Origin of the sequence: Sunxiuqinia indica (genome assembly GCF_009847015.1) — a bacterium.
Taxonomy (GTDB): domain Bacteria; phylum Bacteroidota; class Bacteroidia; order Bacteroidales; family Prolixibacteraceae; genus Sunxiuqinia; species Sunxiuqinia indica.
Genome location: NZ_WVEM01000007.1, coordinates 16,227 through 31,242, shown reverse-complemented (window position 1 = coordinate 31,242; position 15,016 = coordinate 16,227). Strand labels below are relative to the sequence as shown.

Sequence of the window (15,016 nt, the reverse complement as noted above, 5' to 3'; positions counted from 1 at the left end):
AATAATCAGGATTTAGCGGCCGAACTCGAATTATTCGAAGAAATTGATCGTGCGGTTCAGGAAAAAGGTGTTATGGATCTTCGGGCTAAACTTGGAACCATCATCGAGCAGGTGAATCAGGAGGAAAAACAAAAACGATCGTTCGCAACCAAAATAACAACATCAAGACTTGCCATTGCATCTGTTGCGGCCTCGCTGATATTAATATTAAGCATTACAGGACTGATAAACAGGCACTCGAACTCGAGCGATGCCCAACTTTACAGCCAGTTTTATCAGCCTTACGAAACAACCGGAATATTCCGTTCGGGTGACGCGTTGATCGACAGCAAGCTTACCAAAGCACTGCACCAGTTCAACCAACAAGAGTACCAGGGAGCAATCAACTTATTTGGTGAAGTACTGGAGATTGACAAAAATAACCCGGTAAGTAACTTCTATTCAGGTATCGCCTATCAGGAAACAGGACAAGTTAAAATGGCTCTGGAATCATACCAGAGAGTAATACTCGACAGAGATAACCTGTTTATTGAACAAGCTCAGTGGTACATCGGATTGTGCTACCTGCAAACAGAAAACAGGGAAAAAGCTTACAAGCAATTTAAGCGAATAGCTGCAAACGAAGGCTATTATCAGGAAAAAGCAAGTGCTATACTGAAAAAAATAAAATACTTCGAATAAAAATTTAATACGCAAATAAAGATTTTAAACGTTAGCAAACAGAAAAAATGAACAGTTAATACTTACAATCCTTAGTTCAATCGTTCCTTAGTTCAGTTCAATATCCTTAAAGTTCAAAAGTTCATTTTTTCTCGGTATTCTTAATGAAATTCCTAATTATCCTAAACGTTCATGAAGAGTAATTCTGAATACCTTTTCTTTCGCAAATAAAGTTTTAAAATAAATGGTTAGTAAGCTCGGGGTCGTTAATCCCGGGCTTTTCTTTTGCGGTAAATCTGATCGATAAATAGTAAAATAATAACCCCAAAAATGATTAAAATAAAATAGAAGTCTTTGCTTCCGAAAAGAGGATCAGCATTCCCGACAACCACATAACCAAGCCAATAATGCGGGTGAGCCTTCAGTGGATCAGCATTCTCAATATGGGCTAACTTGGCTGAACGTAAAGATTCATTCTTACTTTTCCCTTTTGATAGAAATTTATAAAAGTCCTTCATAATGTGCGCTCCCGATTCATCCTCGACTTCCCATAATGTCATCACAATCGATGGGCAGCCAGCATATAAAAACCCACGTGCAAGGCTCATTACCCCTTCTCCTTTCTGCAATTTACCGCTTCCGGTATTACAAGCACTTAAAACAGCCATACGAGCCTTTAAATCCATTGTATAAATCTCATTGGTATTCAGCCATCCATCTTCCGTTCCAGTCAAATAAGGCTTTGAAAAGGCCAATTTTGAATACATCGGGAGCGTGTCATTAACGATTGTGTGCATCGCTAAGTGAAGAATATCATAATCAGAAGCCATTTCTTTAAATCTACCTTCCTGGGCAAGTGAGTCTAGAAAAACATCGCCATTCACATACTTATGAATGAATTCGACTTCCTTTTTTACGGCAGGCAACGGCAGCAATCCAGCTCTATACTCCGCGTTGGCCGTATAATCTCTGCTGTCTCCTTCATAACTCGGGGCAAATGCCAGCAAATCATTTTTAGCGGTTTTATCCTTTTCAAAATAATCGTATAAAAGGGTTGCTGAATAAGTATAACTGATTGAGTAATCTTTAACCAGATACGGTAATGTCCTGAAATTCATCTTAGACGTATCAGGCAATTCAGAAAGCAGAGCGTCAAAAGGAATATACGCAAGCTTATCGTCAGGAACAACCACTAAATCCTTTCCATCAAGAAACATACTTTCATTATCCAACAACACATCGTACAATTGATATGCTGATACAGCATAGCCTTTAAACTCCTCTAAACCAGTAAACAAATATGCTGAACTAGTTAAAAACTGGTAGACTGATTCGATATTTTCTACAAAGCTTGAATCTATAAGTTCTTTTGTAAAACGAAGCTCATCTGAAGTAATAACGAATTTAAATACTTGTCCTTCTTTCGAATTTTCAGTTGGTTCTTCAATCAGGTATTCAACAAGAGCTGTTCTTTCATTAATCCTCTTCTGAACCTCAGCAACCCCAACCACGTCATTCTGATACTTAAACGAATAGTAATTAGGAAAAGAATCTTCCAATACTTGCACTAACTGCCCATACTGCTCACCCAGTTGAAATATTTTGGAATTGAATAACTCAATTCTTGCTGAATCTGGTTCTGAATTTTGCTTTTCTTCAAAAAGCATCTCTTTATAATTAGAGATATTCATTTTTAAATAATTCTCCCGATTTATCAAACGATCGGGAATGCCACCAAACTCCTTGGCTTTTGTATCTTTAACAGCTGCTAAAAAGCTGGCTGACTTGCTCTTCTCCGCAAATTCAAAACCTTTTTCGGCGTAGCTGAAATCACTCGTTTGTTGAAATAGCTTATAACTAAGTCCGACAGCGTCAATAAATGTAGACTCCTGATTTTCCGCCAAAAAGAACTGACTATCTTCTGAAACATAACCGGTTCTAATCTGATGAATCAGTTCTGTAGCCCGCTCGATGGTGTTTAATGCCAGGTTATAATTTGAAATTGCATCCTGCCTGTTTGATGAAGAAACATTCAAATCAGCAATTGCCTCCAGGCAACCCGCTTTCTTGTTTAAAGCCTTAAGAACCTGTACCTCTGAAACCTCTTGCCCAAGCTCCGGATTGTCGTCTATTACGAGAGAGTTAAACCCTTCAGCTCCCGCGACCAGCGCTCTTTGGTAATACTTTAGCGCCTCGTCTAAATCTTCTTTTCGCTTGCTATAAAAATCAGCAATAACACTGGCCGACGAACTCCGTTTGAAATAATAATCTGCATAATTCAGCATCACATCACTGTACTGCTGACTCTTCAAAGTAAAATACTTCTTTACAATACCTTCCGATAATTGAGCGTATTTCAAAGCTTCTTCATACTCACCAACAGATAATAAAAACTCCGTGTAATCAGTATACTCCAATCCCAAATCATAAGAGTCTTCTCCTTCTATTGTAATTAATGTTTTGAATGTTTTCTGATAATATTTCTTTGTCGAATCAGGCTCTCCAATCTTATCATAAATTCGAGCTAAAAGACTATAATAAAACGTCTTAACATTATCAGAAGCTTTATTTAAATTTTCTGATGCGTCATTGATAGCCGTATCATATTCACCTAATAAGTACAAAGCCTCACAAACAAGATACTTCGCATTTATAACTTGATTTTGATATTTCTTAGCTTCTAATTCAAAAGCCCTTAAAGCAGCCTGCTGATATTCTAAATTCTTAACAAAATCCCCCTTCAATTTGTACACCGTTCCTAAGTTTGAATAAACAAAACCTAAGCGTGGATATTCTCCTGAATACAAAATCTTTAATAGCTCTTCTGCTTCTAAGTAGATTTCTATCGATTTATCGTATTCCCCTAGGTTTTTGTATGAGATACCCAAATTCACCAAAGGCAAAAAGGCTTGAAGAGTTTTATCATCATAAATTTGACCGATTAGTTTTTTTGATTTTGAATAAGAAACTACTGCTCTTTCAAAGTCACCAAATCGTAAAGCTTCTCGCCCCTCTTGATTATACTCACTAACAAGCAAACTATCCCTTTCAAATTGTGATAAGTCCTGAGAAAATGCAGAAAAAATAAAAAAAATAAAGAAAAAAACAGACACCCCAAAAGCCTTATTTATCAGCACCTTATACACCTTTAGATTTTTTTCTCTCATTTTTTTCATTCTCAAAGGGGTTACCTTTTTCCCTTAATTGGAATAAAGAAGCGAACAAAGGATAATTAAGGAATTAAAAGTATTAACCATTAAAATTTAAAAGTAATGAAAACTTTATTTGCTAACAACGAAAACAACATTTTTGATTCATTCGAAACTTTAACAAAAGAAGAATTAAACGAAGTAAAAGGTGGTGTATCTCGTGATCTAGATATGATCGTAGAAGATCTTGACTAATCATTACTAAAGTTATCAAAAATTAATCATTACACTTATTTGTTTTAAAAGCCCAGTAGAATCAGGCATTATTAGTCTCTGTGTCTTTTTATCATTTTCAACCGTTCTTTGAGCAGCGTTCTTGTAATCAAGGTTCGAACAGGCAAAAAACAAAGCGTAAATTAATTAAGATAATAAAACTACAAATTAAGTAGACGATTTTTTAGACCCTTTATAAAGTTTATATTCTCTGAAGCTACACGATAGCGAACCGTTGTAAAGCGGAATTTTAACCTCGGGTTTTAACCCTATCGATTTTAAACATTCGTTCGTACTGATTAGCCAGGCAGTTGTATTCGGAAAGTGATGTTTTAAACGTTCACCAACCATCGAGTAAAAAGCCTGATCACCAGCTTTAATTCGCTCACCATAAGGGGGATTAAACAAAAGAAAAGAAGATTCATTCTTTTCAAGCCGACGAAAATCAGCAATTTCAAGCTGAACAACATCTAAAACATTCGCTTTTTCGGCATTTTTATATGCCAAATCGATGTTTTCTCTGGAAATATCGGATCCAAATATTTTAAATCCAACTTGTGTATGTTCATTTTGGGATTTCAACATTTTAAATAGCTCAGGATCATAATTTTTCCATTTCTGAAAACTATAATTCTGACGAATTTCTCCAGGCAAAACATTTTTAGCCATCATAGCGGCTTCAATAACAATGGTTCCGGATCCACACATTGGATCGCACAAGGGTTCTTCCCCACTCCAGCCAGACAGTTTTATCATACCGGCAGCAAGCACCTCACTAATAGGAGCTTCGTGATTCCCCAAACGATACCCTCGCTTATGTAATGAATCTCCACTGCTATCAAGAGATATCGTACAATTATTGCTATTGGAGATATGAAAATTGATTAGAATTTCCGGATTATTGACACTGATTGAAGGCCGTTTTCCATCAATTTTTCTAAACCGATCAACAATAGCATCTTTGGCCTTGAGTGAAGCAAACATAGAATTAGTGAATAAATCACTGAATACTTTGCTCTGAATAGCAAAGGTTTGATTCACATCAAAATAATCCTCCCATTTTATCTTTGACACCTGATGATAAAGGTCATCGACCCGCTTAATTCGAAAAGACCGCAATGGCATTAGTATTTTCAAAGCTGTTCGCAAAGAATAGTTTGCTTTATACATCAAGGCCAGGTTTCCTTTAAAATAAACGGAACGCCTACCTTCTTCAACATCATCGGCACCCAAGCCAATAAGCTCTTCTGCTAAAACTTGCTCCAATCCGGCATAAGTAGTAGCAACGAAACGAAAATTATTTGTCATATTTTGATATTAAATGCCAGCACCGTCGCTGAACGCGGTCTCCCGGGCTTTAAACTGAACAATCTTAGAATTTGGCGCGATATTGTTGGTCACCCATACGTTACCACCGATAATTGAATTTTTCCCAATTGTAATCCGCCCCAGGATAGTTGCCTGCGCATAGATAATTACATTGTCCTCAACAATTGGGTGGCGAGGCACCCCTTTAATCGGATTACCATCTTCGTCCAATGAAAAGCTTTTCGCACCAAGTGTAACCCCTTGATAAAGTTTAACATTATTTCCAATGATACAAGTTGAGCCAATAACCACTCCGGTTCCATGATCAATCGTAAATCCTTCCCCAATTTCAGCTTTTGGATGAATATCGATACCGGTTTCAGAATGCGCCATTTCGGCAATAATACGTGGAATTAGAGGCACTTCTAATTTTAACAACTGATTAGCAATCCGGTAATTGGAAATTGCCCGAATAGCAGGGTAGCAGAAAATAACTTCGCTGGCACTTTTTGCTGCGGGGTCTCCAACAAAGGCCGTTTCAACATCGCCAACCAGCTTTCTGCGAATTTCGGGTAGGAACGAAATAAAATCACTTGCAACACTTTGAGCATAGCGGCTGCGTTCCTGAAAATCGACCTCCTCCGGATTTTCGCAAGTAAAGCACAAGCCCGCCAGTATTTGTTCCGAAAGCAATTCGAAAAGCTCATCGACATACACGCCCATATAGTGCTTGATGGTATTGGGGCGTAAACTTGTATTTCCAAAATATCCCGGGAAAAGAATTTCGCGGAGCATATTGACAATCCTTGCCAACTTCTCAGTTGACGGCAACGGCTCGCCCAAACGATGTTCGTGGCATACCTGGTCGTAACTTTGTGGCTCGGATAACTGGTCAACGGTTTTATTAATTATCTCTAGTATATTCAAATCAGATTGCATCTTTTTCTGGGTTAAAAAGTGTAGTACTTAAATATCGTTCTCCTGTATCGCAAACTATAACAACGATGTTTTTGCCTTTGTTTTCTTTTCTTTTTGCAATTTCAAGTGCTGCATACACGTTAGCACCTGATGAAATTCCACTAAAAATACCTTCTTGCTTAGCTAAGGCTCGCGCCGTATCAAAAGCGACCTCGTCCGAGACCGTAAAAATTTCATCGTAAATATTCGTATTCAATACTTTAGGAATAAATCCGGCTCCAATTCCTTGAATTTTATGTGATCCCGGCGATTTACCAGACAAAACAGCTGAATTACTGGGTTCAACAACCACACAATGAATAGATGGCTTCTTCTCTTTCAATATTTCAGATACCCCCGTAATTGTACCTCCTGTTCCTGCTCCGGCAACAAAAACATCCACTTCGCCATCGGTATCATTCCAAATCTCGAGTGCTGTTGTCCGACGGTGCATTTCCACATTGGCCGGGTTGGCAAATTGCATGGGGATGAACGCATTTTCAGTTTCCCGGCCTAACTGCTCGGTTGTTTCAATTGCTTCGCGCATGCCACCCTTCGCGGAGGTAAGGATTAACTCAGCTCCGTAGGCTCGCAAAACCAGTCTGCGTTCCAGCGATACACTCTCGGGCATAACAATTTTCAACTGATACCCTTTTACAGCACAAACCATTGCAAGGCCAATTCCGGTATTGCCACTTGTTGGTTCAATAATCGTTGTCGATTCCGTAATTTTTCCGTCTTTCTCAGCTTGCTCAATCATTGCCAAGGCTAAGCGATCTTTTACTGATCCTCCCGGATTTTGCGATTCCAGTTTAGCAAAAACCCGCGCATGACAATCTCTGGTAAGTTTATTTAACTCAACCATTGGCGTATTGGCAATCAGTTGAGTGATATCTTTTGCAATTTTCATCCCTAATACATTTTTGTGCGTTATGAATAAATCGTATGGCTTACGTTTTCAATCCAAAATATTGATAGATGAACGATTCGAGCACTAGTCTTTTCACCACAAAAGTCTTTCTTTTCTGGCTGAAAAACAAGGGAAGTCTTGATATAAATCAGGTTTCAATAAAATCCTGAACAGCACGAATGGCATTTTGAATTCGTTTCTCTCCTATTCCTCCAATTTCAACATATCGAAGGTTTCGTTTAACCAGTTCCTGTTTATAATCATGAAATAATTTTAGCCGATCCTCTCCTCCATGCTCCCGCAATGGATCGGCTTCCCAGGGAATATCAGGTAAACACAGCAGATATAAATCAATCGGGAGGTTCGAGATTTCACGCTCAAGCCAATCCGGTTCCTTCTTAAAAACCCACTGAAACCAAATTTTAGTAATAATCAACCAGGTATCAAAAAATACAATTTCAGTTTTACTTCCTTTAGAATGCTGGTACTGCTCTAGTTGCTTTCGGGTGATTAATTCTAAATCTTCATAAGAATATTCAGTTGAATGTTCGCGGAAATATTCGCGTGCATATTCAGGATAAAAGGTTCCGTTGAAATAAGCGGCCAATTCTTTAGCTAATGTACTTTTTGCTGTTGATTCAGGCCCCGTCAGCACCACGCGTATTTGTTCAGCCATGTTGTTTTATTAAATCGTTTTTCCAACTCCGATACCCCATCGCAGCCATCACGGTATAGACAACGAACAAGATGACCGTTGGCCATAAGTCTTTAAAGCCGTATAAAACAGCTGAAAAAGCGTCAACAAAAATCCAAATCAGCCAGTGTTCAATATATTTACGTGCGAGCATCCAGGTGGCCACAATGCTCATTGCCGTTGTCAGCGAATCGCCAAAAGGAACAGGTGAGTCGGTGTAATACTTCAACCCAAAAAGAAAAATTGCAAACAAGGCCGTAGTCACCAAAATTAATGGCAGGTACAGTTTTTTGGGAGTGCGCATAACCTTGAGCTGCCCGGTTGAATTCGAATTTCCTCTCAACCAATGATACCAGCCATAAATGCTGACTCCCACATAATACACCTGAAGGAGCATATCGGCATAAAACTTCGATTCCAGGAAAACATACACATACAAAGCCGAGGTGATTAACCCAACAGGCCAGGTAAAAATGTGTTGTTTAATGGATAGAAAAATGTAGACCAGACCGAGCACACTTCCTAATACTTCAACATAGTGTGTTACCAGCCAGGCATAAACAGTATCGGTCATCAGCTTATTTCTCTACCAGCAGATTATTGTACTCCGTACTATTTTCCAGAACTCGAATCGCTTCCCTGATCACATCGCTATCGGAATTCATAATCTGATAGTATTCGCTCAAGCCAAATAAATCGCGGGCAATTAATGCTTTAATGTGTTGGCGAATTAGCGGGCGGGCAAATTCGACACTGCCTTCTTTCTTTTCTATTCCTTCTTCATCCGCTTTGGCGATCATTTTATCCACCAGTTCTTCATCAACTACAAAACCCTTTTTGTAAAGCTCAAACGAAGTGTATGTTTTGGTAAACTCTTCCCGATTTGTATCCATATAATCTAAGGCGGTAGTATATACAATATTTTTACGCGCCATTTGGTTGAAGTAGCCATAGTAAACCGATGTATCCATGGGAACGAAAATATCGGGCATAACGCCACCGCCGCCATAAACAGTCCGTTTATTATTCAAGGTTTCATAAATCAGCTCATCATCAAAATGAATACTGTCGGCCGAGAAAAACTCGCCGGTCTCGAACCGCTTTTTATAATCTTTTCGGTAAGCCTCTACCCCTTCATCATAGGGTTTCTGAATACATCGTCCGCTTGGCGTGTAATAATGTGCTGTGGTTAACCGAACCATTGAACCGTCATTTAAAAAGAAAGGCTGTTGCACCAAACCCTTACCGAACGAGCGGCGACCAATTACAACTCCACGATCCCAATCCTGAATAGCGCCCGACACAATCTCACTGGCCGAAGCCGATCCTTCGTCGATCAGCACAACCAGCTTACCTTGCTCGAACTCGCCCAGCGCCGATGCTTTATATTCTTTTCGTTTGTTATTGGTACCTTCCGTATAAACCACCATTTTAAAGGCGCCCAAAAACTGGTCGGCCAACTCAATGGCTGCTTTTAGGTAGCCGCCACCATTTCCACGGAGATCGAGTACCATATTTTTAAATTTTGGCTGCTGCTCCAGCTCTTTAATCGCTGTGGAAAACTCTTCGGTTGTGGTTGCCGAAAAACGGTTCAACTTAATATATCCGGTTTCATCATTAATCATGTAAGAAGCATCCAGACTATGAATCGGTATTTTATCCCGAATAATTCTGAAATCCAACAACTCTTCATCTCGATGCCGAAGGACTTTTAGATTTACCTCCGTTCCTTTATCGCCGCGAAGCAGATCAAATACATCGCTATTTTCCAGTCCAATACCAGCTACATTTTTGCCATCGATATCAACAATACGATCGCCAGCCTGAAGCCCGACTTTTTCTGACGGACCACCGGGAATGGTTGACACAACCAACAAGGTATCTTTAAAAATACTGAATGAGATTCCCACTCCCTCAAAACTACCTTTCAAGGGCTCGTTCATTTTTTCAACTTCTTCCTTCGAAATATAAACCGAGTGAGGATCCAGCTGTTTCAACACCTCGACCACTGCTTTTTCTGTTAGCTCATCAATATTGGTTGTGTCGACATAATAACTTTGTACCAATTGCAACAGTCGTCCAAACTTCATCATATTGGTTTGAACATCTTGTGCTTGCGCGGTATGATTTACGGAAATCAGGCCTACAGCCAGTATGATTCCCAACGCTATTGTTTTTCTGATTCTAATCATTTTTATTGTTTTCATGCTGTTTTCTCCTTTTCCCAAAAGATCAAATTCTGCTATTGTTTACAGACAATTAACGCGTTGTTGTTGCCTTTGTTTTATTACCGCAGGAATTTTGAACCGTTAAAGATAGAAGATTATCACCCGTGGAACAAAACCTTCGAATTAATAAGTGTTAAAGTTTGAAAAGAGTTCACAAAGAAAAGAAGACGGATGACTGGTAACAAAGCCGGGAATTAAAGGTGCAGCCACCATGATCTTTTCAAAATAGAAGACAGCAGTGGAACGAAGATATGAATGCACCAATATGATGCTATTAATACCCAAGGTTCAAACAAAAAATAGTTGTAAAATCCGAGTAATTAGCTGAAAACTGACACCAGATCCCCCAACCACGAGAAACCTAAAATTGAAACTCTAAACTACTTTTCAACAAAAAAGCAGACCGAAGCCTGCTTTAATCTATATTATTAAGTGTGGTTTTATTCCCACTCGATGGTTGCCGGTGGCTTCGAACTGATATCGTAAACAACCCGGTTAATTCCGCGTACTTTGTTGATAATATCATTCGATGTTTTGGCCAGAAAATCGTAGGGCAGATGCACCCAATCGGCTGTCATCCCATCGGTAGACATGACTGCACGCAATGCAACAACATTTTCGTAGGTGCGCTCATCGCCCATCACACCAACCGACTGAACCGGCAACAGCATCACGCCGGCCTGCCAAACATCGTCGTACAAATTCCAATCGCGCAAGCCATTGATAAAAATAGCATCGGCTTCTTGCAGCATGCGGACTTTCTCGGGAGTCACATCACTTAAAATACGAATTCCCAATCCCGGACCGGGAAACGGATGACGTCCCAACAATTCTTTTCGAATACCCAATGCTTTTCCAACCCGGCGAACCTCGTCTTTAAAAAGTAAGTTCAGGGGCTCAACCACTTTCAGGTGCATTTTCTCAGGCAAGCCACCTACATTGTGGTGCGATTTGATGGTTGCCGAAGGGCCATTCACCGACACCGATTCAATCACATCAGGATAAATCGTTCCTTGTGCCAGCCACTTCACATTTTTTATTTTGTGTGCTTCAACATCGAATACTTCAATAAAGTCGCGACCAATCACTTTGCGTTTTCCTTCCGGATCAGTAATTCCTTTCAGGTCGTCCCAAAATTTTTGTTTGGCATCAACACCAATCACGTTCAGCCCCATATCTTTGTACGAATCCAAAACCGATTCAAATTCATTTTTACGCAACAAGCCGTTATCCACAAAAATACAGGTCAGGTTTTTACCAATTGCCTGATGCAACAAAACACCGGCAACGGTTGAATCTACGCCGCCCGATAATCCTAAAACCACTTTGTCATTGCCCAGCTTCTCTTTCAACAGGGCAACCGTCGTTTCAACAAATGAGTCGGGAGTCCAGTCCTGTTTGCATCCACAAATGTCGACCGCAAAGTTTTGCAGCATTTGCTTTCCTTCGGTGGTATGATACACTTCGGGGTGAAACTGAATACCATAAGTTGTTTCGCCGTCAATTTTATAAGCGGCATTTTTCACATCGCCTGTCGATGCAATAATTTTATATGATTCGGGTAAATATTCAATGGTATCACCATGCGACATCCAAACCTGGCTTCCTAAAGTCACCTCTTTAAACAGATCAATTTCCGAATCGATAAACCCCAGATTGGCACGGCCGTACTCGCGTGAGTTGGAAGGCTGTACTTCGCCACCAAAATAATGAACCATATATTGCGCGCCATAACAAACGCCCAACAAAGGTACTTTCCCTTTTATTTTCGAAAGATCGGGTTTCGGTCCTTTCTCATCGCGCACCGAAAAAGGGCTTCCGCTCAGGATCACACCTTTCACACTTTCATCAATTTCAGGGTATTTGTTGTAAGGATAAATCTCACAATAGATGTTGAGCTCGCGCACTCTCCGACCAATTAATTGGGTGTATTGCGAACCAAAATCGAGGATTAAAATTTTCTCTTGCATGAATCTGTTTTTTGGATGGGGCAAAGATAAACAAATCCTGCAATGCTCCTTAAAAAGTTTTTAAACAAGAAGGGTCATTTAACAAATAAGGAACTAGCTGCTATTTAAAAATGCTAAGTGTCGCTGCTTCAAGATCAGCTGTCCAACGAGCAAGTCCACTTATAGCCGGTGTCGGCACGCACAAATGTTCATCATTATTTATCGTAAGTTTTCAACAAGCAATCGCCACAGTATCTATTTTTTGTAAATTTGGGATTGATCGAGTGCCGAATAGCTGTGGTTGCTCATTAGTTGGCGTACATTATAAAAAAATCATGATTCTAGTTAAAAAATGAATTAGAATAATAAAAGATCATCATGGAATGGATTGCATCACATAAAGAATTTATCACTTTATTGTTTTCTTTAATTATAACAATTTCGACTGTAGTTTATGTCATTTTAACTCGTCAATTAGTAAAAGAAACGAGAACACTCCGAAAATCACAAATTCAACCTTTTGTTTCGATTTTCTTGAAAAATCCTGAGACAAAAACAAATATACTTCACATTTTTATTGAAAATATTGGTAACGGTCCAGCATTTAATCTAACTTTCAAAATTATTAAAGATATATCTTATCCGAAGTACTGTTCTCCACTACATGAACATACTCATTACAAAAACGGCATCTCTTATTTACCACCAAATCAAACAATTGATAATTATTTAGTTTCAGAGATCGGAGAAAAAAGAATTGATGACTATGTTGAGCTTGAAGTAAAATATAGTGATATTTTAAAAAATGAATATAAATCAACATTTAAATTAGTATTTCGTGAGGCAATTTGGCATGGAATTTCTGAACCACCAGATACTTATGAAGGACATATAGGTTATTACTTAAAAAGAATATTTAAACTTTACGAAAAAATAGAAAACGCAAAAATAAAAAGTGATGAAAAATAACTACACGCCAATAAATAGGGCTTTAGGCGGCACGTAGTGCCCAGCTTTGAGCCCCGGTTGAACTACAATCCGGAGCCGGATAGAACGGATTTGTGCCTGTTCAAACAACCTCGTGAAGCGAGTTACAAACTCAGTACAGCGAGCCCCTTATTACGGCTTCGCTCAAACAATTGACAGGCCGGGGATTTCGGATGAAAACGACTGACCGCATTCCGTTTCTCACCCGTCATTTGAGTTCTATTTCGTGCGACATGAATAAAAAAAACACAAAATTTAATTGAACCCGTCACCACACACCCAACTAAAACGGCATCTTTGTGTTTAGCAATAAAACAAAGCTATTTATTGAATGAATATCACCATCGAAAATATACTATTGGTCGGATCGCTACTACTTCTAATCAGCATTCTGATTGGAAAAACCTCCTACCGTTTTGGAATTCCCACCCTGGTTTTGTTTTTGTTTGTAGGAATTTTGGCTGGTTCAGAAGGAATTGGCAAAATCTACTTCGATAATCCCCGGCTCGCCCAGTTTATTGGTGTTGTTTCGCTCAATTTCATCCTGTTTTCAGGCGGGTTGGATACAAATTGGAAAGCCATCAAACCTGTTTTGTGGCAAGGGCTCTCGCTCTCCACGCTGGGCGTTTTACTGACCGCTGTTTCACTGGGAACGTTCGTCTGGCTGATCACCGACTTCACCATTTATGAGGGTTTGCTTCTTGGAGCTATTGTTTCATCAACCGACGCAGCTGCCGTATTTTCGATACTGCGCTCAAAAAATCTAGCACTAAAAAACCAATTAAGACCCACGCTGGAGCTCGAAAGCGGAAGTAACGACCCAATGGCTTACGTACTAACCATCGCTTTTTTAGCTTTGGTTGTCAATCCCGAACTAAGCTTGACTTCTATTATTCCCGTATTTCTCCGACAAATGGTATTGGGAGCTTTGGCTGGCTTTGTTTTCGGAAAGCTGTCGAAATTTACAATCAACAAGATTCAATTAACGTACGAAGGAATCTATCCGGTGTTGGCCATTGCCCTGATGTTCATTACCTTCTCGGCTACTGATTTTATTGGGGGAAATGGTTTTCTGGCCATTTACATTTGTGCCGTTTACCTGGCCAACCACGACTTCATCCACAAGGGAACCATCATTAAAATGTTTGACAGCCTGGCGTGGCTGATGCAGATTGTGCTTTTCCTCACCTTGGGACTACTGGTTTTCCCATCGCACATTGTTCCGGTCATCGGTATCGGACTGGTAATTTCTTTATTTCTGATATTGATTGCCCGACCAATCAGTGTGCTGATTGCCCTGCTTCCCTTCAGGATGAAGCCCCGCAGGCGATTCTACATTTCCTGGGTCGGTCTAAGGGGAGCCGTTCCAATTGTTTTCGCAACCTATCCGCTGCTTGCCGGAATTGAAAAAGCCGATATGATCTTCAACATCGTTTTTTTCATCTCCTTAACGTCGGTACTTCTTCAGGGCACAACACTCAATCTGGTTGCCAAATGGCTGCACGTGTCGTTGCCCGAAACGGTCAAACCAGAAACTGCACTCGACAACTTCCTGTCGGAACAAGCTAAAAAGATTATGCAAGAGATCACGATTCCGGAAGATGGTTTTGCCAGCGGCAAAAAAATTGTAGACTTGCACTTCCCAAGAACCGCCCTGATTTCAATGATTAACCGAAACAAAGAATACCTGACTCCCAACGGATCAACGATCATTGAACCCAACGACACCCTCATCATTTTGGCCGACAATAAGCAAGCGATGAATGAAGTCCATGAAAAACTGCAAACTTCGCCCAGGCAGGAATAGCCAAACCGTTCATTTTCAGCGCCATTGTTTTTCCTTCTTATTTCATAGTGCTTTGGCGATCCATTTAACGAAAGAATGAACAACACCTTAAAGT

At 39.8% G+C, this 15,016-nt stretch carries 12 protein-coding genes; 4 read left to right on the top strand and 8 right to left on the bottom strand.

Annotated elements, in window-relative coordinates:
* On the top strand, positions 1–681 hold a 681-nt coding region (locus GR929_RS11650; RefSeq protein WP_159519988.1), incomplete at its 5' end, for a tetratricopeptide repeat protein.
* 245 nt (positions 682–926) lie between these two features.
* On the opposite strand, the gene GR929_RS11645 is transcribed toward GR929_RS11650, so the two are convergent.
* The gene (locus tag GR929_RS11645) at positions 927–3,827 is read right to left on the bottom strand and encodes a CHAT domain-containing protein (protein ID WP_235934301.1); all 2,901 of its coding nucleotides are present in this window, start codon (positions 3,825–3,827) and stop codon (positions 927–929) included.
* Between the two features lie 105 nt (positions 3,828–3,932).
* Between GR929_RS11645 and GR929_RS11640 the strand changes: the two genes are divergently transcribed.
* Positions 3,933–4,064, top strand: a complete 132-nt coding sequence (locus GR929_RS11640) for a ComC/BlpC family leader-containing pheromone/bacteriocin (RefSeq protein ID WP_159519984.1) — start codon at positions 3,933–3,935, stop codon at positions 4,062–4,064.
* Positions 4,065–4,250: 186 nt separating this feature from the next.
* Here the strand turns inward: GR929_RS11640 and GR929_RS11635 are convergent, their stop codons facing one another.
* The 7 genes from GR929_RS11635 to guaA form a co-directional block, all read right to left on the bottom strand.
* Positions 4,251–5,390: a THUMP domain-containing class I SAM-dependent RNA methyltransferase gene (locus tag GR929_RS11635; protein ID WP_159519982.1), complete on the bottom strand. Its 1,140-nt coding sequence runs from the start codon at positions 5,388–5,390 to the stop codon at positions 4,251–4,253.
* 9 nt (positions 5,391–5,399) lie between these two features.
* A complete protein-coding gene (gene epsC / locus GR929_RS11630; RefSeq protein WP_159519980.1) occupies positions 5,400–6,329 on the bottom strand; it encodes a serine O-acetyltransferase EpsC in 930 nt (309 codons plus the stop codon).
* Complete coding sequence (gene cysK / locus GR929_RS11625) at positions 6,319–7,257, bottom strand: cysteine synthase A (protein WP_159519978.1); 939 nt, start codon at positions 7,255–7,257, stop codon at positions 6,319–6,321. Before cysK ends, epsC begins: the two co-directional genes overlap by 11 nt.
* Positions 7,258–7,405: 148 nt before the next feature.
* Positions 7,406–7,933, bottom strand: coding sequence for an AAA family ATPase (locus GR929_RS11620; protein ID WP_159519976.1), 528 nt, complete (start codon positions 7,931–7,933; stop codon positions 7,406–7,408).
* Entirely contained in the window at positions 7,926–8,525 is a 600-nt protein-coding gene (gene pnuC / locus GR929_RS11615; RefSeq protein ID WP_159519974.1) for a nicotinamide riboside transporter PnuC, read from the bottom strand. The genes GR929_RS11620 and pnuC overlap by 8 nt, the downstream gene beginning before the upstream one ends.
* Positions 8,526–8,529: 4 nt before the next feature.
* Positions 8,530–10,143: a S41 family peptidase gene (locus tag GR929_RS11610; RefSeq protein WP_159519972.1), complete on the bottom strand. Its 1,614-nt coding sequence runs from the start codon at positions 10,141–10,143 to the stop codon at positions 8,530–8,532.
* Positions 10,144–10,619: 476 nt separating this feature from the next.
* Positions 10,620–12,149, bottom strand: coding sequence for a glutamine-hydrolyzing GMP synthase (guaA, locus tag GR929_RS11605; RefSeq protein WP_159519970.1), 1,530 nt, complete (start codon positions 12,147–12,149; stop codon positions 10,620–10,622).
* A 357-nt stretch (positions 12,150–12,506) separates the two neighbouring features.
* Here guaA and GR929_RS11600 point away from each other — a divergent pair, with 357 nt between their 5' ends.
* Together GR929_RS11600 and GR929_RS11595 are read left to right on the top strand one after the other, a co-directional pair.
* Positions 12,507–13,097 (top strand): hypothetical protein, encoded by a 591-nt coding sequence (locus tag GR929_RS11600; protein WP_159519968.1) that lies wholly within the window; start codon positions 12,507–12,509, stop codon positions 13,095–13,097.
* A gap of 349 nt (positions 13,098–13,446) precedes the next feature.
* Positions 13,447–14,922 (top strand): potassium/proton antiporter, encoded by a 1,476-nt coding sequence (locus GR929_RS11595; protein WP_159519966.1) that lies wholly within the window; start codon positions 13,447–13,449, stop codon positions 14,920–14,922.
* Positions 14,923–15,016: the final 94 nt, after the last annotated feature.